General features: G+C 65.8%; 22 protein-coding genes and 1 pseudogene. 13 read left to right on the forward strand and 10 right to left on the reverse strand.

Going from position 1 to position 24,577, the window contains the following annotated elements:
* Entirely contained in the window at window positions 1-234 is a 234-nt protein-coding gene (locus EAV90_RS10465; protein WP_129143326.1) for a hypothetical protein, read from the forward strand.
* Complete coding sequence (locus tag EAV90_RS10470) at window positions 231-1,541, forward strand: MFS transporter (RefSeq protein ID WP_129143327.1); 1,311 nt, start codon at window positions 231-233, stop codon at window positions 1,539-1,541. The genes EAV90_RS10465 and EAV90_RS10470 overlap by 4 nt, the downstream gene beginning before the upstream one ends.
* 124 nt (window positions 1,542-1,665) lie before the next feature.
* On the opposite strand, the gene EAV90_RS10475 is transcribed toward EAV90_RS10470, so the two are convergent.
* From EAV90_RS10475 to EAV90_RS10515, 9 genes are read right to left on the reverse strand one after another with little or no spacing between them, the layout of a single operon-like run.
* The gene (locus EAV90_RS10475) at window positions 1,666-2,373 is read right to left on the reverse strand and encodes an SDR family oxidoreductase (RefSeq protein WP_129143328.1); all 708 of its coding nucleotides are present in this window, start codon (window positions 2,371-2,373) and stop codon (window positions 1,666-1,668) included.
* On the reverse strand, window positions 2,370-3,200 hold the full coding sequence (locus EAV90_RS10480) for a sugar phosphate isomerase/epimerase family protein (RefSeq protein ID WP_129143329.1): 831 nt from the start codon (window positions 3,198-3,200) through the stop codon (window positions 2,370-2,372). The genes EAV90_RS10475 and EAV90_RS10480 overlap by 4 nt, the downstream gene beginning before the upstream one ends.
* 10 nt (window positions 3,201-3,210) lie before the next feature.
* Entirely contained in the window at window positions 3,211-3,825 is a 615-nt protein-coding gene (locus tag EAV90_RS10485; protein WP_129143330.1) for an NIPSNAP family protein, read from the reverse strand.
* A 16-nt stretch (window positions 3,826-3,841) separates the two neighbouring features.
* Window positions 3,842-5,569: an FAD-dependent oxidoreductase gene (locus EAV90_RS10490; RefSeq protein ID WP_129143331.1), complete on the reverse strand. Its 1,728-nt coding sequence runs from the start codon at window positions 5,567-5,569 to the stop codon at window positions 3,842-3,844.
* Window positions 5,570-5,582: 13 nt separating this feature from the next.
* The gene (locus EAV90_RS10495; RefSeq protein ID WP_129143332.1) at window positions 5,583-7,307 is read right to left on the reverse strand and encodes an FAD-dependent oxidoreductase; all 1,725 of its coding nucleotides are present in this window, start codon (window positions 7,305-7,307) and stop codon (window positions 5,583-5,585) included.
* A 5-nt stretch (window positions 7,308-7,312) separates the two neighbouring features.
* Window positions 7,313-8,122, reverse strand: a complete 810-nt coding sequence (locus EAV90_RS10500; RefSeq protein WP_129143333.1) for a shikimate dehydrogenase family protein — start codon at window positions 8,120-8,122, stop codon at window positions 7,313-7,315.
* Between the two features lie 17 nt (window positions 8,123-8,139).
* Entirely contained in the window at window positions 8,140-10,671 is a 2,532-nt protein-coding gene (locus EAV90_RS10505) for a branched-chain amino acid ABC transporter ATP-binding protein/permease (RefSeq protein ID WP_245509490.1), read from the reverse strand.
* The gene (locus EAV90_RS10510; protein ID WP_244607667.1) at window positions 10,668-11,594 is read right to left on the reverse strand and encodes a branched-chain amino acid ABC transporter permease; all 927 of its coding nucleotides are present in this window, start codon (window positions 11,592-11,594) and stop codon (window positions 10,668-10,670) included. The genes EAV90_RS10505 and EAV90_RS10510 overlap by 4 nt, the downstream gene beginning before the upstream one ends.
* A gap of 25 nt (window positions 11,595-11,619) precedes the next feature.
* Complete coding sequence (locus EAV90_RS10515; protein ID WP_129143334.1) at window positions 11,620-12,882, reverse strand: ABC transporter substrate-binding protein; 1,263 nt, start codon at window positions 12,880-12,882, stop codon at window positions 11,620-11,622.
* 187 nt (window positions 12,883-13,069) lie between these two features.
* Here EAV90_RS10515 and EAV90_RS10520 point away from each other — a divergent pair, with 187 nt between their 5' ends.
* Genes EAV90_RS10520 through EAV90_RS10535 form a run of 4 tightly spaced genes read left to right on the forward strand, consistent with a single transcriptional unit; the run spans window position 13,070 to window position 16,733 of the window.
* Window positions 13,070-14,125, forward strand: coding sequence for a Gfo/Idh/MocA family protein (locus EAV90_RS10520; RefSeq protein ID WP_162500312.1), 1,056 nt, complete (start codon window positions 13,070-13,072; stop codon window positions 14,123-14,125).
* Window positions 14,126-14,142: 17 nt separating this feature from the next.
* The gene (locus EAV90_RS10525; protein ID WP_162500311.1) at window positions 14,143-14,994 is read left to right on the forward strand and encodes an IclR family transcriptional regulator; all 852 of its coding nucleotides are present in this window, start codon (window positions 14,143-14,145) and stop codon (window positions 14,992-14,994) included.
* A gap of 18 nt (window positions 14,995-15,012) precedes the next feature.
* Window positions 15,013-15,906, forward strand: coding sequence for an NAD-dependent epimerase/dehydratase family protein (locus EAV90_RS10530; RefSeq protein WP_129143335.1), 894 nt, complete (start codon window positions 15,013-15,015; stop codon window positions 15,904-15,906).
* The gene (locus tag EAV90_RS10535) at window positions 15,903-16,733 is read left to right on the forward strand and encodes a sugar phosphate isomerase/epimerase family protein (RefSeq protein WP_129143336.1); all 831 of its coding nucleotides are present in this window, start codon (window positions 15,903-15,905) and stop codon (window positions 16,731-16,733) included. Before EAV90_RS10530 ends, EAV90_RS10535 begins: the two co-directional genes overlap by 4 nt.
* Before the next feature lie 15 nt (window positions 16,734-16,748).
* Here the strand turns inward: EAV90_RS10535 and EAV90_RS10540 are convergent, their stop codons facing one another.
* The gene (locus tag EAV90_RS10540; RefSeq protein WP_122403648.1) at window positions 16,749-17,633 is read right to left on the reverse strand and encodes a helix-turn-helix domain-containing protein; all 885 of its coding nucleotides are present in this window, start codon (window positions 17,631-17,633) and stop codon (window positions 16,749-16,751) included.
* Between the two features lie 177 nt (window positions 17,634-17,810).
* Here EAV90_RS10540 and EAV90_RS10545 point away from each other — a divergent pair, with 177 nt between their 5' ends.
* From EAV90_RS10545 to EAV90_RS10575, 7 genes and pseudogenes are all read left to right on the forward strand, one after another.
* On the forward strand, window positions 17,811-19,514 hold the full coding sequence (locus EAV90_RS10545) for an FAD-dependent oxidoreductase (protein WP_129143337.1): 1,704 nt from the start codon (window positions 17,811-17,813) through the stop codon (window positions 19,512-19,514).
* 64 nt (window positions 19,515-19,578) lie between these two features.
* Window positions 19,579-20,811 carry an ABC transporter substrate-binding protein gene (locus EAV90_RS10550; protein ID WP_129143338.1) on the forward strand — a complete coding sequence of 411 codons (1,233 nt, stop codon included), beginning with the start codon at window positions 19,579-19,581 and terminating at the stop codon, window positions 20,809-20,811.
* Window positions 20,812-20,836: 25 nt separating this feature from the next.
* The gene (locus EAV90_RS10555) at window positions 20,837-21,175 is read left to right on the forward strand and encodes an NIPSNAP family protein (protein ID WP_129143339.1); all 339 of its coding nucleotides are present in this window, start codon (window positions 20,837-20,839) and stop codon (window positions 21,173-21,175) included.
* Window positions 21,176-21,212: 37 nt separating this feature from the next.
* Entirely contained in the window at window positions 21,213-22,007 is a 795-nt protein-coding gene (locus EAV90_RS10560; protein ID WP_129143340.1) for an SDR family NAD(P)-dependent oxidoreductase, read from the forward strand.
* A 33-nt stretch (window positions 22,008-22,040) separates the two neighbouring features.
* Window positions 22,041-22,784 carry a cis-4-hydroxycyclohexanecarboxylate dehydrogenase gene (chcB2, locus tag EAV90_RS10565; protein ID WP_129143341.1) on the forward strand — a complete coding sequence of 248 codons (744 nt, stop codon included), beginning with the start codon at window positions 22,041-22,043 and terminating at the stop codon, window positions 22,782-22,784.
* Between the two features lie 202 nt (window positions 22,785-22,986).
* Complete coding sequence (locus EAV90_RS10570; RefSeq protein WP_129143342.1) at window positions 22,987-24,246, forward strand: serine hydrolase domain-containing protein; 1,260 nt, start codon at window positions 22,987-22,989, stop codon at window positions 24,244-24,246.
* A 33-nt stretch (window positions 24,247-24,279) separates the two neighbouring features.
* A pseudogene (locus EAV90_RS10575) lies at window positions 24,280-24,561 on the forward strand (ArsR/SmtB family transcription factor); the annotation flags it as partial.
* Window positions 24,562-24,577: the final 16 nt, after the last annotated feature.

Genomic DNA, 24,577 nt, shown 5'->3' on the forward strand with positions numbered 1-24,577 from the left:
ATGATCGAGACCAATACCATGCGCACAGCGCCCCGCTTGACCAAGCCGGTCGGGGCGGATTTCGACACGATCTACGTGAGTTGCGAAGCGCCTGCAATGGCGGCGATCGACCCGTTCCGGGCGCGTGCACGACAACAACAGGGTTGGCGCTTCCAGGCCATCCCCTCGTCGCACGCCTGCATGGTGACCGCGCCGGAGCTGACCGGCAAGACACTGGAAAGGGCCGTCCCATGAATGTCGTTGCGAACACGCGAGCGCGCGTTGCACAGGATGATGCGACAAGTGCATCTACGGGGGGCGCCAATGCAGGGGTTGGCGCGTCAGCAACGGCTCCGGCCGAGCCGAAAGGTTCGGTTGGTTCTTATCGATGGGTGGTCCTTTCGGTCGTTTTTACCGCTTTCCTGGTGACCTTCCTCGACCGGCTGGCATGGGCGAATGCCAATCTCATGGCCAGCAAATCACTGGACATTCCGGTCGCAACACTTGGCCTGTACGTGACGGCCTTCTACACCGGCTACGTGATCGCGAGCGGCCTTGCAGGCTTCGTAACTGACCGTATCGGATCGCGGCTGATGCTGTTTTTCGCGCTCGCGCCGCTTGCCGCGTGCACGTTTCTGTTCGGGTTGACCAGTTCATTTGCGATGGGGCTCGTACTGCAGGCCCTGATGGGCCTGCTCGCCGGCGCGGACTATGCTGCTTGCGTCAAGGTTGTCGCCGATTGGTTCGGCCGAACCGAGCGCGGCAGGGCGCTTGGTCTGTTTTCGACGGCGCCCTCGATCGGTGTCGCCGCCGCAAACGCGATCTTTCCGATGCTGCTGGGCGTCGTCGGCTGGCGTGCGCTCTATTGGGGCCTCGGTGGCCTCACGGTACTCGTTGCCGTGATCTGCCTGTTCCTCTTGACCGACTTGACGCCGGCGGGGGCCGGCGAACGCAACTCGAAGACGCCCGATCAGGTGACATGGCGCCGCGGATTTGCAGCACTGTGGGCCGACAGGAACCTCGTTCTGATCGCGCTTGCCGGCTTCGGTGCCAATTGGGGTACGTGGGGATTCGCGTTCTGGGCGACCGCGCTGATGATCCGGGGCTATCAGCTCAGTCCAGTGGATGCGGGCGCGATCGCCCTGATCTTTGGTATCGCGGCTGCAGTCTCAAAGCCCCTCTATGGACTGCTCTCGGACATGCTTGGCGGCAAGCGCCGCAATCTTGTCATCTGCGACCTTCTCGCGTTCGCCGCGATGCTGATCGTATTCGGTATGATGCACACGAAAAGCGGATTCCTGATCGCAGCGCCGCTCCTTGGGTTGACTGCCGTGGTCTACAGCCCGCTGCTTGCCGCAATGATCACCGAGAGGGTCGACATGCGGATGACGGCGACCGCGACCGGTATGATCAATGCTCTCTGGCAGCTCGGAAGCGTGATCGTTCCGAGCGTTGTTGGCGTGGTGTTCGCGGCAACCGGCTCGTTTGCGGCGGCCTTTGCTGTCCTCGCGGCAGGACCCCTCATCGGAACCTTGTGCATGCTTGCGGTCCACGAGCGATGATCAGCATGTGTTGACCAGAAGACACGCTGCAAAGGATTCCAAGGCCGGGATCAGACGGGCAGGGCTCCTCCGCGGCGCAATCGATGTTCGACGGATCCGTATCAAGCGGTCATCTTAAGACAACTCAATACGTTGCGCGCCCTCCGGAAAGATCGAAGACGGCGCCAGTCGAGAACGAGCATTCATCGGAGGCGAGCCAGGCGACCAGCGCGGCGACTTCCTTCGGCAGGCCTGCGCGTCCGAGCGGGATCTTTGCCAACACGTTCCGATAGGCTTCCTCCGTCATCTGCTTGACGAGGTCGGTGGCGATCACGGCAGGTGCAATGGCGTTGACGCGAATTTCGGTACCGGCCAGCTCCTTGCCGAGAGATTTCGTTAGCGCGATCACGCCGGCCTTTGCCGCGGAATAGCCGGTCATGCTGGCATTGCCTTCCTTGCCCGCGATCGAGGCCAGGTTGACGATGCGGCCACCGTTTTGCTGTCGCATCGGTGTGATGGCGGCCTTGCAGCAGAGGAAGGTGCTGGTCAGGTTCACGTCAAGAACACGCCGCCAATCGGCAAGGCTGTATTGTTCGATATTGACCGTGGGGCCGGTGATGCCGGCGGCATTGACAAGAACGTCGATGCGGCCGTGTCGCGCAAGGAGGCGCGCCATCGCCTCGTCGACGGCGGTCTCGTCGGTGAGATCGACCCGTTCATCTGCCTCATCCGCGACATCCCAGACGAGCACTTTGGCGCCACCGGCTACAAGCCGTTCGCGAACCGCCCGGCCGATGCCGCCGCAGCCGCCGGAAATGACGGCGATGCGACCTTCAAAATTGAGCCCGGTCATACGCTCGCCGTCCCCCTTGCCGCGTGCGCGACGGTCGTCTCGGCTGCGGCCAGCGCCCGCCGTGCCCATTCCTCCGCTCCGAGCTTCGGAAGCCACTCGTCGTTAGGAATCTCGAGACTGAGCGGAAGATCGTCCGGCAGCGCGCGGACGATCCCGGCGAGATCGATGCCGCCGTCGCCCGGCAGAAGCCGCGCGCAGCGCGCGGTGTGGATCAGCTCGTCATTGCTGGTGGGGATGCCGGCGGGTGCATCGCAGAGCTGGGCGTAGCTCAGCAAGTCGTGCGGCAGGCACGCGATATCGGCGAGAGTGGTCGCGGAGCGCGCGGCGTGCAGCGCGTCGACCAACACGCGGCCGTTGGGCTCATTGGCGTTGGTCACGATCCGCAAAGCCTCCTTGGCGTTCTTCACCGCTGTCCATGGCATGAATTCGAGATCGGCGGTGAGGCCGTAAGGCGCGGCGGCGCGGCAGAAGTTTGCGAACGACTCTGTCAGCCGCGCTTCGTCTGGATCGTCGCCGGCGACCAGAATCGCGCGCGCATTCAGCCGTCCGGCCGTGTCGAGAAAGGACGCGAAGCGCTCCGGCTCGAAATCCACCCCCAGTCGTGCGATCTCGACGTCGAACACTGCAACTCCCGTATCGTCGATGCGCCGGATGGTTTCGCGCAGCATGGCTGCATCGGTGGTGAGCGGTGAGAAGTCGCCGCCCGGCGCCGCAGGCGCGATGCGAACCCCGATCGCCTGGTAGCCGAGCTTGGCGGCGAGGACCAGCGCATCCGGGGGCGCCATTGGCGCCGAAGTGAGGTAAGCGAGTGAATAGATGTGCGGCATGATCGTCGCCTCAGGCCAGCGGAGAGATTACCGTTGGCAGTGCAATGATCGAGCGCATGTCGCCGGTCAGCCAGTCGGGTCCGCCCTTCGGCGGCCAGATGCCATTGGCAACAGACTCGGCGCGCACCGCGGCGCGGGCATCCAGGCTGGCGAACGGCCAGATATGAGTGAAGCGTGGCGGCCCGTCGAGCGCATACATTGCGATCGAGAGCGGCGACAGCTTGCCGCGCTCGGGCATGGCTGCTTCCCATGCCGCGATCGTCGGAGGAACGCCGCCGTGCTTGAGACGATAGGTGCGGATCTCGTAGACGCTGCCGTACTTGCCCGGCGCGAGCGGCGGCAGGAACGGAAACGGCGCATAGGTATCGAAGCTCATCCCGGTGATGGCCTCGCCGGCTCCGAAGGGATTTGTCGTACGCAATGCACGCTCGCGCTCGGCGCGCCACGCCTCGTGATCGCTGAATGAGCGCAGCACCAGGAGCTGGTTGAGCTCGCCGATCTCGCTGGCCCAGCAGCCGAGCAGCGTGCCATTGGCGCCCGATGCGCTGACGTAGTCGCCGATGCCGGCCACGGCCTTGGCCGCGGTGCCGAGTTTCACCGTCAGGGTTGCGATCTCGTAGAGCATGTTCTTCTCCATGCGGTCAGGCCGCGGCCGACCGGTTGTTCGCGAGTGGAATTCCGCCGGCATGGTGCGCGGCGATGTAGCCGAAGGTCATGGCTGGGCCGAGCGTAATGCCGCCCGACGGATACCGCCCGGCCATGATGCTCGCCATGTCGTTGCCGACGGCGTAGAGGCCGTCGATCGGCGTGGCCTGCCCATCGAGCACGCGGGCATATTCGTCGGTGGCGAGGCCTGCGAACGTGCCGAGACTGCCGGCCACGATCTTGACCGCATAGAACGGGCCGGATTCGATGGGCGCGATGCAAGGATTTGGCAGATGCGCCGCATCACCCTGCACGCGATTGTAGGGCGCCTCACCGCGCCCGAAGGCGGGATCTTCACCGCGGGCGGCGAAGCGATTGTAGTACTCGATCGTCGCTACGAGTCCGTCGGCGCAGATGTCGCAGGCCCGCGCGAGCGCTGCGATGGTCGCGCCCCGCTTCAGATAGCCGTTGCGGATCCAGGGCGCGACGGGGAAGGGCGGGGGACGCACGCGGCCAAGACCGTAACGCTTGAGGAACTTTGCGTCGCAGATCGCCCAGGCTTCGGCCGGCGTGCCTTTCGGCGTGGCGGCAAACAGCGCCTTCATTACGTCATGATAGGAATCGGCCTCGTTGGCAAACCGCGTCCCGTCGCTGCGCACCATGATCAGCCCGGGCTTGGCGCGCTCGATCAGATGCGGGAAGTGAGCGAACGAGCCGTCGCGATGCGGTACCAGCGACACGGGCGCCCAGGCCCCTGCATCGGAGAGATCGGTCCGCAGCCGCCCGCCGACGGCCTCGCCGAGGCGGATGCCTTCGCCGGTGTTGCTCGCGGGTGCCGCCGACCAATGCTCGTGGCCGGTCGGGGCATGGGCAAACAGCGCAGCCTTCCGTTGCGTGTCGTGCGGAAAGCCTCCACAGGCGAGCACGACGCCGCGGCGCGCGCGAATCTCGATCGTCGTGCCGTCGCGCCCAGCGCGGGCGCCCACGACGCGAGCCCCCTCCCGCAGCAACGATTGCGCGGGTGTCCCCGGCATGATGCGGACGCCGAGGCTATCGGCGGATTTCAGCAGCCGTGCCACCAGGGCATTGCCGTTGACGAGATGCATGCCGCGACCGAAGCGCAGCAGGTCGAGCATATGCCGCGCAAGCCGGCGGGCGACGTGGAAGAACGAGGTCGGAGACGAGCGGGCGTTGAGGAAGTGCCTGAGATCGGCGCCGGAGGCGATGCCCATTCCAAACGGGGCGACTTCATCCAGAGGCGTCTTGAGATCGCGGATACGAGGGCCGAGCTCGCGGCCGTCGATCGGCGCGGCGCAGACCGAGCGGCCGCCCGTCACCGCACCCGGACTCCTGCCGTGAAAATCCGGAATCTGATTGCCGTCGATGAAGGCCAGATGGGTTTCGCGCCGGAAGAACTCGACCATGCGCGGACCTTGCTCGAGGAACATCTCGACCCGGCTCTCGTCATAGCCGTCCGCGAGTTCGTGCCGCAAATAGAGTCTCGGTTGCTCGGGAGGCTCGACGATGCCGGCGGCTTTCGCCAGCGGATTGCCCGGGATCCACATCCAGCCGCCCGACCAGGCCGTGGTCCCGCCGAGCTGCTCTTCTTTCTCGATCAAAATGACGTCGAGACCGAGCGAGGCGCCGGTGACCGCCGCCGCCAGGCCGCCCGCGCCCGAGCCGATGACGAGCAGATCGCAGTCGAGATTGTGGTCGCCTGTCAAATCAGCCTCCGGATCACGCTGCGCGCCGTGCCTGGGCCGCGCCGACGGCGTGCCGCACTGCGCGGTAGGCGAACGTGATGGCAGGACCGATGGTGATGCCGGGCCCGGGATAGGTGCCGCCCATGATCGAATTGGCCTCATTGCCGCAGGCATAGAGGCCCGCGATCGCAGTGCCGTCGGCGCGCGTGACCTGCGCCCATTCGTTGATGACGAGACCTGTGGCCGCCCCGATGTCGCCGGGATAGAGCCGCACGGCATAGTAGGGCGCAGTCGAGATCGGACCCAGCGTCGGATTGGGCCCGATGGATGCATCGCCATTGACGCGGTGATAGGCCGTGGTGCCGCGGCCGAAGTCGGGATCGACGCCGCTTTCGGCATAGCGGTTCATCGCCGCGATCGTCGTTTCGAGACTGGCCGCCGGCACGCCGATCCTGGCGGCGAGGTCGGCGATACTGGCGCCTTCCATCAGGTAGCCGTCGGCAAGATAAGGCGTGAGGTCGCGCGTGCCCATCCGCACCATGCCGAGACCGTATTTCGAGAGCCCGACCGCGTCGGTGATGATGAAGCAGGGGATGCACGGCACCTGCTTGTTGTGCTCGAACATTGCTCGTCCGAACAGGTGATAGGAGACGGATTCGTTGACGAAGCGTCGTCCCGTCTGATCGACACAGACCGTCCCGGGCTTGCTACGATCCATGACGAAATGCGGGAAGCTCGCCGTGCTGCCGTCAGCGCGCTTGCGGATCGAGACCGGCGCCCAGAAGGCGTTGTCGAGATTGCCCTCGCCAAACCGGGCGCCAAGCCGCAATGCGATGTCCTGCATGGCGCCGGTATGTCCTGGCGCCGAAGGGCTGTACGTTTCGCCCTGGGGCAATAGCTCGGCGCGGCGTCGCGGATGCCGGTTGAATCCGCCGGCCGCGAGCACGACGCCGTTGGTGGCCGCGACGCGGCGGGTCGTTGCACCCGATTTGAGGATCGCGCCGGTGACGGTGCCGTTCTCGCTCACGAGATCCTGGACCTCGGTCCGGATCAGGATCTCGACGCCGCGCGCATTCAGAGACGCCAGGAAACGACCGATCAATGCGTTGCCCATCACCAGGCGCGAGCCGCGCCGGCCCCTGAGCCGATCGCCGGCATAATGTGCGAGGATCTTGATAGCGTGAGCCGCGGAGCGCGCCGATTTCCTGATCGCGAGCAGGTGGCCGATGTCGGTGCGGTCGACCATCATGCCGCCGAAGATCGTGAACTCCGGGATCGGTGGGCGGATCTTGTCGAGGTCGGGTCCGAGGCTGCGGCCGTCGAACGGCACCGGCTCGAGCGCCCGGCCGCGCATGGTGGCGCCCTCGAACTGCTGCTCGTAATCGGGATGGGTGGCGTAGGGGCGGAACTTGACCACGCTGTTGGCTTCGAGCGCCGCAATTGCTTCCGGCGCGCTGTCGAGAAAGGCCTCGCGCATCGACGGGGCGGAATGATTGCCGACGACGCCGTCGAGGAACTTGCGCGCCTTGTCCCGGCTGTCGTCGGGGTTGACGCTCCTGGAATGGTGGGAGTTGGGCACCCACGTGGTTGCCGCCGACAGCGCGCTGGTCCCGCCGACATATTCGGTGCGCTCGACCAGGAGGACCTTGCGCCCTTCGATTGCGGCGAACAGGGCGGCTGCCATCCCGGCGGCACCGGAGCCGATCACGACCAGATCGTAGGGCGCGCCGTCGGAAATCTCGTTGATGTTCCTGAACATGGCGGTTACCTCGAGCTGTCGCTTTGAAGCAGGAAATCGACCATCGAGCTCTGCAGCGCGTTGTACATCTCGCTGCCCGTCGACGTCTTGCAGCCGAGACGGCGCGCTGCTTCAACGAGCGGCGAGATCACAGGGCTCGTGATGACGCAGCCGACGAACGTACGTTCGTTGAGCTTTGACACGTCGAGCGGCAACGGATCGCCGGCCTTCATGCCGAGCGGCGTCGCGTTGGCGACGAGATCGAAACCGGTAGGGTCGGCGGAGCCCGGGCCGATCTCGGCCTTACCCACCGTCTTCAGCTTTCCGATCAGCTGGTCGCGCCGGGCCACATCATTGTCGTGGATGGCGAGGGTGCGTACGCCGGTTTCGACCAGTGCCATGGCGATCGCCGACCCGGCTCCGCCGGCGCCGACCAGCAGGGCGCGCTTGCCGGCCGGATCGTAGCCGCTGGCGCGCACCGCCCCGACGAAACCCAGCCCATCGACATGATCGCCATGCCACCCCCCCTCGCGGCGCCGCCGCATGATGTTGACAGATCCGAGCAGGCGGGCGCGGTCGGTCGCGCTCGAACAGAATTCGTAGCAAGCGAATTTGTGCGGGACCGTGACGATGACGCCGTCGAGGTTGCGGATCTCGGTCGCGGTCGTCAGCAGCGCTTTCAGGTGGTCGTTGTCGATCTGCACCGGCACCAGGATGGCGTCATAGCCGCGGTCGACGAAAGCCTGCGTCACACCGGCAGGCGATTTCACCTGGGCGATGGGATCGCCGACGATGATGTTGAGGCGCGTTGCGCCGGTCAGGTTCAGGCTGATCATTGTTGTTCTCTTCTCGGTTAGGCTGCTCCGCGGGCCTGTGCCGTCTCGGCCTGGACCACGCCGAGCAGGCGCGCCTGCAACTCATGATCCCGCTCCAGGATCTCCGCGTCGCCGGCAAAGGCGATCTGGCCGTTCACCAGCACGTAGGCGCGGTCGACGATCGGCAGCACGGTCTCGGCGTGGTGCTCGACGATGACCATGGCGACCTTGCCGCGCAGCTTGACGAGCGCGTCCATCACTTCCTTGACCACGGCCGGCGCGAGCCCCTCGAATGGCTCGTCGAGCAGGATCAGCTTGCTCGGCACGACGAGGGCGCGCGCGATCGCGACCATCTGCCGTTCGCCGCCCGACAGCATTTCGGCCTTCGCGGACCGGCGCTCCCGCAAGCGCGGGAACAGCTCAAACACCTCCGCAAGCCCGAGGCCGCCCGGCCGTGCGGCAAGCTGCAGATTTTCGGTGACGGTGAGGTTGGGGAACAGCCGGCGTCCCTCGGGGACCAGCGAGATGCCGAGGCGATTGATCTCGTAGGGCTTGAGGCGCGCGAGCGGCGTTCCTTCGAGCGCGATGCTGCCGCCGGAGATGGCGAGCGTACCACTGAGGCTGCGCAGTAGCGTGGTCTTGCCGACGCCGTTGCGGCCGAGCAGGGCGACGGCCTCGCCGGCATGAACGGCGAGATCAACGGCCTCGAGGACAGTGCTGCCGCCGTAGCCTGCCGACACCGCATTTGCCGCGAGCAGCAGCGGGGCCTTGGCGTGGGCCATCCGCTCGATTGCGGGCGGCGGCGACTGGCTGCCATCCCTGGCGGCGCCGAGATAGGCCGCGACCACGTCGGGGTTGGCGGCGACCTCCGCTGGCCTGCCGTCGGCGATCATCCGGCCCTGGTGCAGAACCGAGATGCGGTCGGAGATCGCGAGAACGCGGTCGATGTCGTGCTCGATCAGGAGCACGCCATGCGTTTGCGTAAGCTTCCGGATCAGATCGGCGACGATGACACGATCGGCCTCGGCGAGGCCGGCGAGCGGCTCGTCGAGCAGCAACAGCCTGGATTCGATTGCGAGCGTAATGCCGATCTCCAGCAGCCGTTTCGCCCCGTGCGGAAGGTTGACACAGGGTTCGGCCGCGACATCCGCGAGGCCGACGGCATCGAGGATCGACCAGGTCCTGGCGTTGGTCTCCTCGAGAGCATAGGCATCTCGGAGCAGCCGGCCCGATCCCTTGCGCTGGGCCTGTACGGCAACCCGGACGTTCTCGAACACGGTCAGGTTCTGGAAGATCGACAGGATCTGGAACGAGCGCCCGATCCCGAGTCTTGCGCGAACATGCATCGGCAGGCGGGTGATGTCGCGGCCGTCGAACACGATGCGTCCGCCGCTCGGCTTAAGCGCGCCGGACAGCATGTTGAAGAACGTCGTCTTGCCGGCGCCGTTCGGCCCGATGATGCTGTGGAGCACGCCGCCATGGATCTCGAGGTCGATGCTCTTCGCCGTCACCAGGCTACCGAAGTTCTTGCTCAACCCGATGGTCTGCAGCAGCGGCTTGCCACGGTGGAGCCGGCTGGCGCTGCTCGCGAAGGGCGCAATGACGTCGGGACGCGGCGGAATATCGGCACGCACCAGCGTCCAGCGCTGGCGGCCGAACAGCCTTTGCCAAAGGCCCTGGATTCCTTCCGGCGAGGTCAGCGCGAACAACATCAGGATCGGCGCGAAGATCAGCCACCAGTTTTCGGTGATCGCGGACAGGCGGTCCTCGAGCAGGATGAAGGCGATCGCGCCCCACAGCGGCCCGAGCACGTGATGCACGCCGCCGAGCACGGTCATCAGAAGGGAATCGCCGGCGTGCTGCCAGCTCAGATTGTTGGCATACACGCCTTCGAGCATCAGCGTGAGCAGGCCGCCGCCGAAGCCGACGAAGGTGCCAGTCAGGATCAGGGCGCCATGGCGGAACCGGTGGACGTCATAGCCGAGGCTGCTCGCCCGCTGCTCGTTGTCGCGCAGTGCCTGCAGCACGCGGCCGAACGGCGAGTGCGCGATCCGCCACATCAGCCAGATGCAGAGCACGGTGGCCGCGACCACGAAGACGTGAAACGACCACGGCCCGGCAAAGCTCGTGCGATAGACGCCCTGCAGGCCGTTCTCGCCGCCGGTCACCGCGGTCCATTTGAAGGCGATCTCGAAGGCGATCTGGGAGAAAGCCAGGGTCAGGAGCGAGAAGTACAGTCCCCTGCGGCGCAGGATGATGGCGCCGATCACGAGCGCCAGCAGGGCGGAGAAGGCCGTCGCAAGCAGCAGCGAGACGAGATCGTTGCCGTAACGGCCGAGGATGAAGAAGGCCGCCGCATAGCTCGCGCAACCGAAGAACACCGACGCACCGAACGGGACGAGGCCGGTATAGCCGACGAGAAGGTTCACGCCGGCGCCGTAGAGCGTATAGATCGCGATCTGCGTGATCAGTGAGATCGGCGCGCCGAGCAGGGACCACACGGCCGTCAATGCGGCGAGAACGAGCGCTGTGACGAGCGCCGGATGGCGCAACATGGCGAGATGTCTCACTCGAACCTCTCCCAGCGTTCACCGAACAGCCCGCGCGGGCGGATGAGGAGAATGGCAGCCATCAGGATGTACATGGCCGCGCCCGACCATTCCGGCTGGAACTGGATGGTCATCGCGGTGGTGATGCCGACCAGGAGGCCGGCGACGACAGCGCCGAGAAACGATCCGAGGCCGCCGATGGTGACGATCACGAACGCCGGCATGATCGCGCCGGCGGCCATCGAGGGCGTGATGGTCCACAGCGGAGCGGCGAGCAGTCCGCCGAGGCCGGCGAGCAGGCAGCCGATGCCGAAGACGCCGCTGAAGACGATCGGCAGATTGATGCCGAGCAGGCCCACCATCTCCGGATCGCGCGATCCTGCGCGGATGATCCGGCCGTAGGGCGTGTAGGCGAGGAAGGCCCAGAACGCGACGAGCACCGCCGCGGTCGTGACCAGCACGAACATCCGGTATCTGGTGATCAGGATCGGGCCGTATTCGACGAAGCCGGCCAGGAATTTCGGTGCGGCGAAGGGCACGGGCGCGCCGCCGAAGACCAGCCGCAGCACGGCCTCCGCCAGCAGCGCGAGCGCGAAGGTCAGGATCAGGCCGAGCAGCGGCTCCTTGCCGTAGAGATGCCGGATCAGGGTCATCTCCACGATCACGCCGATGATGCCGGTCAACAGCGGTGCGGCGAGTGCGGCCCACCAGCCGAACTCCCGGCTCAAGGCGTAGGCGAGATACGCGCCGACGGCGAAGAAGGCCCCATGCGCGAAATTGACGATGCCGAGCATCCCGAAAATGATCGAGAGCCCGATCGCGATCAGAACGTAGAGAAAGCCGAGCACCAGGCCATTGACGGCTTGCGAGAGGATCATGTCGAGCATGGCGACATCCGTTTCGGATCGGGCGAGGCGATGGCGCAGGCGCGGGGCCTGCGTCACGGCCTCATTCCAAGGGAAGGAAGGCTCAGAGAGTGTCCATCTTGCAGGCGCTGTCGCCGGCAGAGCCGAAGGCCTTGGCGAGATCCTCCGACGTCTTCGGCAACTCGGCCTTGACGTCGAAATAGTCCCATTTGTCCGTGATCTTGGGATGGATGCCGGCGACCAGCAGCCGGCTCGTCATTTGATGATCGAAATCGCGGTAGCCGATATCCAGGTCGCCGCGGCGATACTTCCAGCCCTCGAGCGCCTGCACGATGGCACCAGGTTCGGTCGATTTCGCCATCTCGATGGAATCTAGAAGGCTCTTCATGCCGAGCCAACCCATCCAGGCCTTGTCAGCCGCCGGCCTGTTGTATTTCTTCTCGTAGGCGGCGGCCATCGCCTTTTCCTCGGGCGAATTGTTCGGATTCTTGTACCACCAGGTGATGGTATAGAGCCCGTCCGCCGCTTCGGGACCGACGCCCCAGAGGTCGGTGTTGCCGACCGAAATCTCGGCAAAGGGAATCTTGCCTTTCATGCCGAGCTCGTTCCACTGCTTGAGGAAGGTGGTGAGATCGCTCGCGGCGATGCCGCCGATCACGACGTCGGGCTTGGCGGCGCGGATCTTCAGGATGAACGAGGAATAGTCCGGCGTGCCGACCGGGACCTCGTCGGCGCCGACCACGGTGCCGCCATTGGCTGTGATGTAGTCGGTGAAGGCGCGCTTGATGTCCTGGCCGAACGCGTAGGATGCCGTCAGCAGGTACCATTTCTTGCCGATCGAGGCGCAGTAGGGCGCGAGGATGCGCGCGTGCACGTCGACGGGAGGCTGAAGGCGGAAGGTGTACTTGTTGCAGGACTTGCCGGTGAGGTCGCCGGTGGCGGCATTGGCCGCGACGTAGGGGATCTTGGCCTTCTTGGCCACCGAGGAGATCGCTAGCGCGAAGGAGGACAGCGCGCCGCCGACCATGCCGACGACCTTCTGCTCGCCGACAAGACGCTCCGCGCTCTGCTGCGCGCCCTGCGGATTGGGCTCGTCCAGCCAGACGATCTCCGCGGGCCGTCCCAGCAGCGTGTTGTTGCGCTGCTCCAGCGCGAGCATGCCGCCCTGGGCGAGATATTCGGCCTGGTCGACGATCGAACCGGTCTTCGCCCAGATCATTCCGATCTTGATCGGCTCGGCCGCGGCCGCATTGCCGATATAGGGCATGCCGAGGCGTGAGGCCGCGAGTGAGGTTGCGCCGAGGAGCAGGCCGCGACGGCCGATGCGCAAGCCCGTCATGGCCGATGTCGTCTTCCGATCCGTCATTTGTTTCCTCCCGTTCCGACATGCGCCGGTCGCTGCCGGCGGGCCGTGCAAGCGGCTCTTGGGCCTGCCGTATCACAACTGGAATCGAATTCCAATATCAAGGATCAAAAACTGGAATCCCATTCCAATTCCTGGCATGGCGTGCTAAGAGCCGCCTCGGAAGCAACGGCAATTCGTGAGGACGCAGATGACAGAGGTCGCGGTGGCGGTGATCGGAGCCGGCGCAATCGGACGGGCCCATTGCGAGACGATCCGCCGTTCGACGAGCTGCCGGCTCGTCGCAATCGCCGAACCCGCTGCCGCGGGAAGGGCTTATGCAGAAGGCCTTGGCGTGCCCTGCTACAGCGATGCGCGCGATCTGTTGGAGGCGGTGAAGCCGCAGGCGGCGATCATCGCCACGCCGAACGCGACCCACCGCGCGTTTGCGATCGCCTGCATCGAGCGCGGCATCGTGGCCCTGGTCGAGAAGCCCGTCGCCAGCACGCTAGCCGACGCGGCGGCGATTGCGGCGGCCTCGGAGCGTGCGGGCGTGCCTGTTCTGGTCGGGCACCACCGGCGCCACAATCCGATCGCACGCCGGGCGCGTGCAATGATTGCCGAGGGCGCGCTCGGCCGCCTGACCAATGCGACGGTGCTGGCAACCTTCTACAAGCCGCCGGATTATTTCGACGTGGTATGGCGTCGCGAGGCGGGGGGCGGCCCGGTGTTGATCAACCTCATTCACGAGATCGACCTGATCCGGCATCTCTGCGGCGAGATCGCCTCCGTGCAAGCCGTCACGTCCAACGCGGTGCGCGGCTTCGAGGTCGAAGACTCCGCGGCGATCCTGCTCCGCCTTGCCGGTGGGGCGCTGGTGACGCTGAGCCTCAGCGATACCGCGGCGAGCCCGTGGAGCTGGGATCTTGCCAGCGGCGAGAGCCCGAATTATCCGCCGCAGCCGGCTATGGTGCAGACGCATTTCCTCTGCGGCACCGATGGCGCGCTGGCGCTGCCGACGCTGGAACATTGGCACTACGCCTCGGCCAAGAGCTGGTTTGCTCCGATCTCGCGCGACGAGATTGGCCTCACGCGCGGCGATCCCTATCTTGCGCAGATCGATCATCTGGCGCGGGTGGTCCGCGCCGAAGAAGCGCCGCTGATCACGGCGCGCGACGGCATGCTGACCTTGCGGGCCACGATGGCGGTTCACAAAGCCGCCGAAACCGGTCAGATAGTGCGACCTGATCAGGAGATGCAATTGTGAATCAGGATGCTGCCTTGATGTTGAAAAACCCGGATCCCGCCGAGGCGCCGAGCGGGCTGTTGGAGCGGACGCTCGGCGTGCTCGAGCTGCTCGCGACCAATGCCCATGGCATGCAGCTGTTCGAGATCGCCGATTCGCTGCACATTCCGCGCAGCGCGACCCATCGCGTGCTGACGAGCCTGATCGAGCATGGTTACGTCAGGCAGGAGCGCGAGCAGGGCGCCTACCAGCTCACCGCCAAGATCGCCTCGCTCGCCTTCACGTTCCTCGCCGGCAGTGGCATCACGGATTTTGCCCAGCCGTTGTTGGACCGCCTCGCACGAGAGAGCGGCGAACTCGTGCGTCTGGCCATGATCGACGGGCGCGAGCTGGTGTGGGTGGCCAAGGCGCAGGGCTCGCCTGCCGGCCTGCGCTACGATCCGGACATGGGGCAGGTGGGGCGGCTGTCCTGCTCGGCGAGCGGTCACGCCTGGCTCTCGTGCCTGCCGGATGAGGAGGCGCGCGCGCTGGTGGAGAAGCAGGGCTACGGGCTGCGCAAGGACTATGGTCCGCGTGCGCCGGAGAGCTGGCCGGCGCTGCTGAAATATCTGCGCCAGACCCGCAAGCGCGGCGTCAGCATCTGCGTGCAGACCTATACGCCTTGGATGAGCGCGACCGCGGCTCCCATCCGTCATCCCAAGACCAGGGAGGTGACGGGCGCCGTGGTGATCGCGGGTCCCCACATCCGCCTGACCGAGGAGCGCATGCTCGAGCTTGCGCCGGCGCTGTTGCAGACGGCGCAGGAGCTGTCGATGGCGACGCTGGCTTCGCCCGGGCTCTATGGCCGCGTCGCGCGGCCGGGCGAGAGCTTCTTCGGTCACGGTTCCTGATCAGCACGGAAGCTCGTCATGAAGATTCTGATCACGGGCGGAGGCGGGTTCATCGGCGCCTGGCTGGCGCGGCGGTTGGTCGCGGAGGGCCATCAGCTTCGCGTCTTCGAGCCGGTCGGGCGTTCGGCGCAGTTCGATCGCATCGTCGGGGTTTCGGCCGCTGCGATGGAGTGGCGCATCGGTGATATCGCGGATGCGCAGGCGGTGCGTGCGGCGGCGGAAGGCTGCGAGGCCATCGTCCATCTCGCCGGCGTGCTGACGCCGGCCTGCAAAGCCGATCCGGTGCGCGGCGCGATGATCAATCTCATCGGCACGTTGAACGTATTCAATGCGGCCCAGGCGTTCGGCATTCGCCGCATCGTTTTCACGAGCAGCGCCGGCGTCTATGGTCCACATGACGGGACGACGCCGCGCCCCATCACCCATTACGGCGCATTCAAGCTCGCCTGTGAGGGCAGCGCGCGGGCCTATTGGGAAGACCACGGCATCGCCAGCATCGGTTTCAGGCCCTACATCGTCTATGGCTTCGGTCGGGAGACCGGGATGACCGCCGGTCCCTCGCTCGCCTGCCGCGCGGCGGCGCGCCGTGAGACCTACGTCATTCCCTATGTGGGGACGGCGGGTCTCGTCCTCGTCGACGATGTGGTGGCGGCCTACGAGGCCGCGCTCCGTCGCGAACCCGACGGTGCGCTCGTCTTCAATCTGCCGGGCGAGGTGGCTTCGAACGACGAGGTCGTTGCGGCCGTGCGCGCCGTTGTGCCCGAGGCCAGGATCGGCATCGACGGACCCGTGCTCCCATTCGCGGAGGACATCGGCGAAGGCGATTTGCGGCGCGTCTTTCCGGATTTGCCGGCGACATCCTTGCGCGACGGCATTCGGCGGACCATCGAGCTTTATCGGACGGCGTCATGACGCTCCCGGTGCTCGGCGCCCACACCTTCGGATTCACCTGGGATTGTATCGCCGAAGAGGCCATCGAAAGGCTCGCGGCCGCCGGCTATCGCGCCATTCAGCTGATGGCCACGCCGCCGCACTTCGATCCCTGGAGGGAGGATGCCGCTCGCACGCGCCGCATTCGCGCTTTGATCGAGCGTCACGGCCTGTCGCTGCTGGCGCTCGATCTCGCCAGCAGCGACATCAATCTCGCGAGCCCGTCGCGTGATGTGGTGGATTTTGCCGTCTCATCATATGCGGCCGCGATCGACCGCGCCGCCGAGCTGGGCGCGCGCTGGATCTGCGTCGGCTCCGGCCGCCGGCATGCGTTGCTTGCCAGGGCCAACGACCGATTGATGCCAAGCTTTCGTGACGCCTTCGCCCGCATTCACGACAAGGCGGAACGCGCCGGCGTGCCGATCATCCTCGAAAATCATCCGCAGGGGCTGCTCGCCAGCGCTGCCGACATCTCGGCGTTCCTCGATGCCGGCGGTTATGCGAGCATGCCGGTGATCTACGATGTCGCCAACGCCTTTGCGATCGGCGAGGATCCGGTCGATGGGCTCGAGGTGCTGTGGCCGCGTCTCGGCATCGTTCATTTGTCCGATGCCCCGAAAGGGCATTGGCGGCATGATCCGCTCGGCTCGGGCGCGATCGATTTCGCGGCCATTGCGGGACTCCTGACGCGGCGGGGCTATGCAGGCCAGATCGTCCTTGAGATCCTGTCGGACCGTCCGCTCCATGATCTCGACGAAGGCGCCGCGGCCCTCAAGCGACATGGATTGGCCTTTTCTCTCGCCGGCTAAAGGCACCATGCCGGCTCAACCGGCGGCGCGCGTCATGTCGGACAACAGCCGGTCGCGGAATCGTCCGGGCGACAGGCCGACATTGCGCGAGAAGAACCGGTTGAAGTAGCCCGGGTCGGCGTAGCCGAGCGCAGCGCCGATCTCGTTCACGCTCATGTCCGAATAGAGCAGGTTGCGCTTGGCCTCGGTGAGTAGCCGGTCATTGATCAGGGCCAGCGACGACTTGCCTGTCGTGAGCCGGCAGCACGCGTTGAGGCGGGCCGTCGTCACGCCGAGCCTGCGCGCATAGAAATCGAGCGATGCATGCTCGCGAAAATGCCGTTCGACGAGCTCGCGAAAGCGGATCACCGTGTCGGCCTCGCGCGCGCTGGAGATCGGGCGAACCCGCTCTTGCTCCTGCAGCCGGCGCACGGCCACGGCGAGCAGCTGCAGATAGGCCTTGATGGCGGTGCGGCGGCCGGGAGCCGACCAGACGAACTCGTGCTCGAGCGAGGCGAACAGGCCGACGAGGTCGACGTCGCGGCCGATCTGTTGCGGAAGGAAGCGCGCCGGCAGGCGAAAGGCGTCGACGAGGTCGGCGTCGCCGTCGAGGGCAGAGCGCAGGAATGGCGGCGCCACGGTGATGACATAGCCGTCGGTGCCGGGCTTGAACCGGATCGCATGGATCGTCAGTGCCGGGATGATGATCAGGGCCGGTGGCGAGACCGCCCAGCTCGTGCCCTCGACCTCGATGGCGCCGCCGCCTTTGCTGATTACCAGGATCTGGTGATGGTCGGGATGGGTATGGGTCCGGATTGTCCAATTGTGACGGCCACTGCGCACGGGGATCGGCTCGATGTGAAGGAACGATGGCTCGACCTCCGATGCTGCTTCTTCATACAAAAAATAGTGCGGGATCATTGCTTCCGTTCCCTCCGGTCGGCCGCGGGCTGCTGCACTGCGCTCATGAAAAGTACAATACAAAAGCGGGTTCGTCCATTGGCGGCGCCGGCGGCCGCGTCTATCCAGGATCGTGCCTCGGCAGAGCTGACAAACAACGCTGCGCGAGGCCAAGGGGAGGACGAGGGAGAAGCGGCAATGTCAGGGCAAGGGCGCGACCTGTCGTGCGACGTGCTGGTCGTTGGCTCCGGCGCCGGCGGAATGTCCACCGCGATCACGGCGCGAAAATGCGGGCTCGACGTGATCATCGTCGAGAAGGATTCTTATTTCGGCGGCACCACGGCCTTCTCCGGCGGCGTGCTCTGGATTCCCGGCAACCGCCATGCCCGCGACGCCGGCGTGAGCGACAGCAGGGAGGCCGCGCGCACCTATCTCAAGAACGAGACCGGCAACCATTTCGACGATGCCGCGATCGACGCCTTTCTCGATGTCGGTCCCCGCATGCTCGACTTCTTCGAGACCGAGACCGAAGCGAAGTTCGTGCTGTCGGCTTATCCCGACTATCACCCCGATCTGGAAGGCGGCGCCAGGCTGGGCCGCTCGGTCACTGCGGCGCCCTACGATGCCCGCGCCCTCGGTGAGGAGATCCGACGGCTGCGGCCGCCGCTCGAGACCATCACCTTCATCGGCATGATGTTCAACTCGTCCAACGATGAGCTGAAGCACTTCTTTCGGGTGACCAGCTCGCTGCCATCGGCGCTGTACGTGACGAGGCGGCTTGCGAGCCACCTCTGGGATCTCGCGCGCTATCGCCGCGGCGTCAAGATCACCAGCGGCAACGCGCTGGCGGCGCGGCTCGCCAGGACGGTCTTCGATCTCGGGATCCCCCTGCTGACGGCGACTCGGGCGCAGCGGCTGATCAGCCGCAACGGCGCGATCGCCGGTGCGGTCGTCAGCGACGCCAGGGGCGCGTACGAAATCACCGCGCGCCACGCCGTGGTTCTCGCCAGCGGCGGATTTCCGCATGACCAAGCGCGGATCGCGCGCGCCTATCCGCACCTCGCCCGCGGCGGCGAGCACCTGTCGCCGACGCCCTCGGCCAACACGGGCGACGGCATCCGCATGGCGGAAGAGGAGGGCGGCAGTTGCGACATCCGCTTTCCGAATGCGGCGGCCTGGATGCCGGTGTCGCGCGTGCCATTAGGCAATCGCACCGGTGTGTTTCCGCATCTGGTGGATCGCTACAAGCCTGGCGTGATCGCCGTCAATCGGCAGGGGCGGCGTTTCACCAACGAGTCTGAATCCTACCACGACGTCGGCGCCGCGATGATCGCCGACGGCGTCGGCGCCAGGGAGACCGCAGCGTGGTTGATCTGCGATCACGCCACCATCCGCAAATACGGCCTCGGCTATGCCAAGCCGGCGCCGGTGCCGGTCGGACCCTTCGTGCGCAACGGCTATCTCAAGCGCGGCGCGACATTGCGGGACCTTGCCGCGGCCGCGGGTCTCGATCCCGAAGGTCTCGAAGCAACTGTGCGCGAGTACAATGCGGGCGCCGTCGACGGGATCGATCGCGCGTTCAAGCGCGGCAGCACGGCGTTCAACCGCTATCTCGGCGATCCCGAGCACAAGCCGAACCCGAACGTCGCCCCTGTCGGAGCCGGACCTTACTACGCGCTGAAGATCATCATGGGCGATCTCGGCACGTTCGACGGCTTGACCACTGACGTGGTCGGCCGCGTGCTGCGCCGGGACGGCTCGGCGATCGCCGGGCTCTATGCGGTTGGCAACGATCGCGCCTCCATCATGGGCGGCAACTATCCCGGCGCCGGCATCACGCTCGGGCCGATCATGACCTTCGGCTACATCACCGGCCGCCATCTCGCCGGTCAGCAGGCCTGATCCAAGCCGTCCGATTGCAACGACAACAGCTCTGCGCAGGCAGGGCAGGTGAGGGAGAAACGACATGAGCATGACACGCCGCAGTTTCGTCGGGGCCGGCCTCGCGACGGCGCTCGCACCGCCCCTCGCCCGGGCGCAATCCGACAACACGATCCGCATCGGCGTGATCACCGACATGTCCGGCATTTATCGCGACGTGTCGGGGCCGACGACGGTTGCCTGCGCGCAGCAGGCGGCGGCCGAATTCATGGCTTCCAATCCCTCGATCAAGGTCGAGATCTTGGTCGCCGACCATCAGAACAAGGCCGACGTCGGTCTTGCGATCATCCGCAAATGGTTCGACCAGGATGGTGTCGACGTGATCGAGAATGTCGGTAATTCGTCGATCGCGCTCGGCGCCAAATATCTGATCGAGGACAAGAACAAGGTCGCCTTGATCACCACCGCAGGCTCGTCGGACCTGACCGGCAAGAGCTGCAGCGCCAACCTCGTGCATTGGTCCTGGGATTCCTGGTGTCTCGCCCATTCGACGGCGACCTCGCTCGTGCGCACCGGCGGCTCGAAATGGTTCTTCCTCACCGCCGATTATGCGTTCGGCCATGCGGCCGAGGCGGATGCGGCGAAGTTCGTCAAGGCGGCCGGCGGCAGCGTGCTCGGCTCGGTACGTTATCCTTTCGGGTCGACCTCGGATTTCTCGTCCTTCCTGCTACAGGCCCAGTCAAGCGGCGCGAATGTGATCGCCTTTGCCAATTCCGGCAACGAGCTGATCAACTGCCTGAAGCAGGCCCAGGAGTTCGGCCTCGACCAGGGCGGTACACGCATGGCGGCGCTGGTCGGCTATGTCACCGATGTCATCGGCATGGGCCTGTCGACGGCCAAGGGCCTGTCGCTCACCGAGACCTTCTACTGGGATCTCAACGAACGAACGCGCGCCTTCATGAACCGCGTGAAACCGCGCCTGGCAGCAAACGTCTATCCCAATATGAGTCAGGCCGGCGACTATGCCTGCGTGCTGCACTACCTCAAGGCGGTGAAGGAGCTCGGCGTCGAGCAGGCCAAGCGCAACGGCCGCGAAGTCGTCGAGCTCATGAAGAAGATGCCGACCGACGATGACTGCTTCGGCCAGGGCATGATCCGCGCCGATGGGCGCAAGATCCATCCGGCCTATCTCTTCGAGGTGAAGAAGCCGGCGGAGAGCACGTCCACCGGCGACGTCTACAAGCTGGTCTCGACGCTGAGCGCGACTGAAGCATTCCGGCCTCTCGAGGAGGGAAGCTGCGCACTCGTGCGCAGCTGAGAGGGGCAACCCGGGAGATCGTGCAATGACCGAGCCTGCCATTGTCGACCTGCGCGTCTACACCATCCGCCTGCGCAAGATGGCGGAGTTCATCGAGGTCTTTGACCGGCTCGCGATGCCGGTCCAGCTCAGATATCTGGGGCGCCCGCTCGGCATGTTCACGAGCGCAGTCGGGCCGCTCAACCAGATCGTCCATCTCTGGGGCTTCCCGGACATGGGCGAGTTCGAGCGCCGGCACGCGTCGCGCGACAAGGATCCGGACTGGCCGGCCTACTTGCAAGCCTCCGAGCATCTCATCGTCGCCCAGGAGAACCGGCTGATCCGCAGGATTGAACTGCCATCCCTGTCTGGTCCGGCCATCTGAGGCGCCGGTCGCCTTCCCAAGGTTCGGAGCACTCTGCATGGTTTGGATCGATCTCTCGACGAAAGTTGCCGTCGTGACGGGCGGCGGTGCTGGCATCGGCCGCGGCATTGCCCTTGGTCTTGCGGCGGTTGACGCGACAGTCGTAGTGCTGGACCGCGACGAGGCTGGTGCGACCGTGGCCGCGGAGATTCGCTCAACTGGCGGCCGCGCCGAGTTCCTCGCCTGTGACGTCACCAGCGATGACAGCGTTGCACGTGCTGCTCGTGACGCAGCCGCGAAAGTCGGCGAGGCCGCGATCCTCGTCAACAATGCCGGCACCATGTTGCCGGGTGGGCTCGAAACCACGAGCATGGCGGACTGGGACCGCATTCTCTCGTTGAACCTGACCGGCTATCTCCGCTGCGCGCGCGCGTTCGGACAGCCGATGCTGGCGCGCGGTGCGGGCGCGATCGTCCATGTGGCGTCGATCTCGGCCTCGCTTCCGCAGAGCTACAGCGGCGCCTACAGCGTGAGCAAGGCCGGCGTGGTCATGCTGTCGCGTCAGCTCGCGGTGGAGTGGGGACCGCGTGGCGTGCGAAGCAACGTTGTCAACCCCGGCATGATCCGCACGACGATGACCGAGGCCATCTATCGGACACAGGGCGTGCATGAGGCGCGGCGCGCGCTCGTGCCGGCGCAGCGGATCGGCCGTCCCGAAGATATCGCCGATGCGGTCGTGTTCCTGGCAAGCGAGCGTGCCAGCTATATCACCGGCGAGGAGATCGTCGTGGACGGCGGTTTCACCCGCACTCTGATGGGTACCATTCCGCGTCCGGGATTCGAGAAGAACTGACCTCGGCGGCCCAATCTAGGATGGGAGCAACCGATGCTGCTGCAGGGAAAAGTGGCCGTCATCACTGGCGCCGGCTCCGGGATTGGAGCCGCCGTCGCGCGGCTGTTTGCGGTCGAAGGGGCGAAGGTCATGGTGGGAGACCTCGCCGAAAGCGGCGCTACGCTTGCGGCCGGGCTTGCCGCTGAGGGCCATGCAGCGGTCTTTCAGTACGTCGACGTTAGCGATGAAGCTTCGGTTGCCGCGCTGATGCAGGCGGCCGTGACGCAGTTCGGCCGGCTCGACATCCTCGTTGCCAATGCCGGCATTCCCGAGCGCAAGTCGCCGATCCACGCGCTTGATCTCGCTGACTGGCGGCGCGTGATCGACGTTGACCTCACCGGCGTGGCGATTTGCAACAAGTTTGCCGCGGCCACCATGCTCGCGATGGGTGGCGGCGCGATCGTCAATATGGCCTCGATCCTGGCCCATGTCGGCCAGGAGAACAGCAACGCCTATTCGGCCGCGAAAGCGGCTGTCGTCAATCTCACGCGCTCGGTTGCGCTGACCTATGCGCGGCAGGGCATCCGGGCCAACTGCGTCTCTCCGGGCTATGTCGATACGCCCCTGCTGGCCAAGCTGCCGGAGGCGACCCGCGAGACGATGCTGGTGCGGCAACCGATCGGTCGGTTGGCCCGGCCGGACGAAATCGCCCAGGTGGTGGCGTTTCTCGCCAGCGACAAGGCCTCGATCGTCACCGGCGCGTGCATCAATGCCGACGGCGGCTACACCGCTATTTAGTCCGCTAGTTTGTGCCAGCTACAGCTCACGCGGTACCTCGGCGGGAATGTGAGATTGGTCGGTACCACGAATTGGGATGCTCGGTCCTTTCAGTGAATTGCCGCCGTCCTGATTGTTGCGCAGGTGCCCAGCGCTTGCGTCGGATGTGCCCCATGCTCGCCCATGCTACCACATCTGCATCGCCTCTTTGGAGCCAGTGTTGATGTCTGTCTCGCCCACCGCCACGCGACCGCACGCCACCGCCCTCGAAACCGACCCCGAAACCCTCGGCTGGATGCGCGGCTTTCCGCCGCCGGCGGACCGCACCATCGCCTTCCAGGACGGCTCGTTCCGCAGCTTCCCCGAGCTGCGCTGGGCCTGGAGCAACATCCGCCAGCTGGTACCGACCGTGAACGTCTGGCGCGGGGCGGGGCCGGCATCGGTGTTGCCGCGCCAGGACCACGACATCGGCGCGGTCGCCTCAATGACGATGGACGGCCGGCCCGTGACCTTCGCAAAAATGCTGGAGGAGACCTACGCCGACGGCATCGCGGTGCTGCATCGGGGCAGGCTGATCTATGAGCGCTACTTCGGCGCGCTGAAGCCGCACAAGCCGCATATCGCTATGTCGGTGACGAAGTCGTTCACCGGCGTGCTGGCGGGCATTCTGGTCACCGAGGGCAAGATCGATCCGCAGGCGCCGGTGACGGACTATGTGCCGGAGCTGAAGGCAAGCGCGTTCGGGGACGCGCGCGTGCACGAGGTCATGGATATGACCACGGGGCTTCTCTACACCGAGGTCTATACCGACAAGAACTCGGATGTGTGGGGGCTGCGGCGCGCCAACGGCATGGCGCCGATTCCGCCTGGCTATGACGGCCCGACCACCATCTTCGACTTCCTGATCGCGCAGAAGAAGCAGGGCGAGCACGGCAAGGCTTTCGCCTACAAGACCGTCAACACCGACGTGCTGGCCTGGATCGTCAGGCGCGCCAGCGGCATGACGCTGTCGGATCTGCTCTCCGAGCGCATCTGGCAGCCGATGGGCGCGGAGGAGGACGCGCATTATCACGTCGACCGCATCGGCACCGAGAGCGGCGGCGGCGGTCTCTCCACCACCTTGCGCGATCTCGCCCGCTTCGGTGAGACCATGCGCAATCACGGCCGCTTCAACGGCCGCCAGGTCGTGCCTTCACAAGTCGTAGAGGACATAGGGCGCGGCGGCGATCCCGAAAAGTTCAAACCGGCCGGCTACACCACGCTGCCGGGCGCCTCCTATCGCAATCAATGGTGGATCACGCACAACGCGAACGGCGCCTACATGGCGCGCGGCGTCCACGGCCAGGGCATCTACATCGATCCCAAGGCCGAGATGGTGATAGCCCGCTACGCCTCGCACCCGATGGCGGGCAATGCCGCCAACGATCCCGTGACGCTGCCGGCGTATATGGCGCTGGCGAAGGCGCTGATGGCGGGCGGGTAGGGGCGCGACACACTCGCTGTCATCGCCCGGCTTGATGTTCAGGAAGTCATTGGGGCCGAGTTCGGTATCACCCAGGCGGCCGTCTCGCAGCACCTCAAGGTGCTGCGCGAGAGCGGCTTTGCGAGCGTTCGGGCGGAGGCGCAAAGGCGGCTCTATTCGGTCGACGTTGCCGGGCTGCGCGCGGTGGATGCATGGATCGGCCAGTTCAGGAATTTCTGGGAGCCGAAGCTGGACGCGCTGGCCACCGAGATCGCACGCGGCAAACGAGAGCGTCGCAATGCGCCGATCAACAAGCGGAGCGGGAAGAGGGCGTGAGCGGGCTCCATCCGGA

The sequence above is a fragment of the Bradyrhizobium vignae genome (genome assembly GCF_004114425.1).
GTDB lineage: Bacteria > Pseudomonadota > Alphaproteobacteria > Rhizobiales > Xanthobacteraceae > Bradyrhizobium > Bradyrhizobium vignae.

Coding starts and splice junctions, on each gene's coding strand:
- EAV90_RS10560 (WP_129143340.1), top strand. CDS start 21,213: ATGGTTTGGATCGATCTCTCGACGAAAGTTGCCGTCGTGACGGGCGGC.
- EAV90_RS10485 (WP_129143330.1), bottom strand. CDS start 3,825: ATGCTCTACGAGATCGCAACCCTGACGGTGAAACTCGGCACCGCGGCC.
- EAV90_RS10520 (WP_162500312.1), top strand. CDS start 13,070: ATGACAGAGGTCGCGGTGGCGGTGATCGGAGCCGGCGCAATCGGACGG.
- EAV90_RS10545 (WP_129143337.1), top strand. CDS start 17,811: ATGTCAGGGCAAGGGCGCGACCTGTCGTGCGACGTGCTGGTCGTTGGC.
- EAV90_RS10480 (WP_129143329.1), bottom strand. CDS start 3,200: ATGCCGCACATCTATTCACTCGCTTACCTCACTTCGGCGCCAATGGCG.
- chcB2 (WP_129143341.1), top strand. CDS start 22,041: ATGCTGCTGCAGGGAAAAGTGGCCGTCATCACTGGCGCCGGCTCCGGG.
- EAV90_RS10530 (WP_129143335.1), top strand. CDS start 15,013: ATGAAGATTCTGATCACGGGCGGAGGCGGGTTCATCGGCGCCTGGCTG.
- EAV90_RS10555 (WP_129143339.1), top strand. CDS start 20,837: ATGACCGAGCCTGCCATTGTCGACCTGCGCGTCTACACCATCCGCCTG.
- EAV90_RS10515 (WP_129143334.1), bottom strand. CDS start 12,882: ATGACGGATCGGAAGACGACATCGGCCATGACGGGCTTGCGCATCGGC.
- EAV90_RS10570 (WP_129143342.1), top strand. CDS start 22,987: ATGTCTGTCTCGCCCACCGCCACGCGACCGCACGCCACCGCCCTCGAA.
- EAV90_RS10465 (WP_129143326.1), top strand. CDS start 1: ATGATCGAGACCAATACCATGCGCACAGCGCCCCGCTTGACCAAGCCG.
- EAV90_RS10535 (WP_129143336.1), top strand. CDS start 15,903: ATGACGCTCCCGGTGCTCGGCGCCCACACCTTCGGATTCACCTGGGAT.
- EAV90_RS10470 (WP_129143327.1), top strand. CDS start 231: ATGAATGTCGTTGCGAACACGCGAGCGCGCGTTGCACAGGATGATGCG.
- EAV90_RS10550 (WP_129143338.1), top strand. CDS start 19,579: ATGAGCATGACACGCCGCAGTTTCGTCGGGGCCGGCCTCGCGACGGCG.
- EAV90_RS10525 (WP_162500311.1), top strand. CDS start 14,143: ATGTTGAAAAACCCGGATCCCGCCGAGGCGCCGAGCGGGCTGTTGGAG.
- EAV90_RS10500 (WP_129143333.1), bottom strand. CDS start 8,122: ATGATCAGCCTGAACCTGACCGGCGCAACGCGCCTCAACATCATCGTC.
- EAV90_RS10475 (WP_129143328.1), bottom strand. CDS start 2,373: ATGACCGGGCTCAATTTTGAAGGTCGCATCGCCGTCATTTCCGGCGGC.
- EAV90_RS10495 (WP_129143332.1), bottom strand. CDS start 7,307: ATGTTCAGGAACATCAACGAGATTTCCGACGGCGCGCCCTACGATCTG.
- EAV90_RS10540 (WP_122403648.1), bottom strand. CDS start 17,633: ATGATCCCGCACTATTTTTTGTATGAAGAAGCAGCATCGGAGGTCGAG.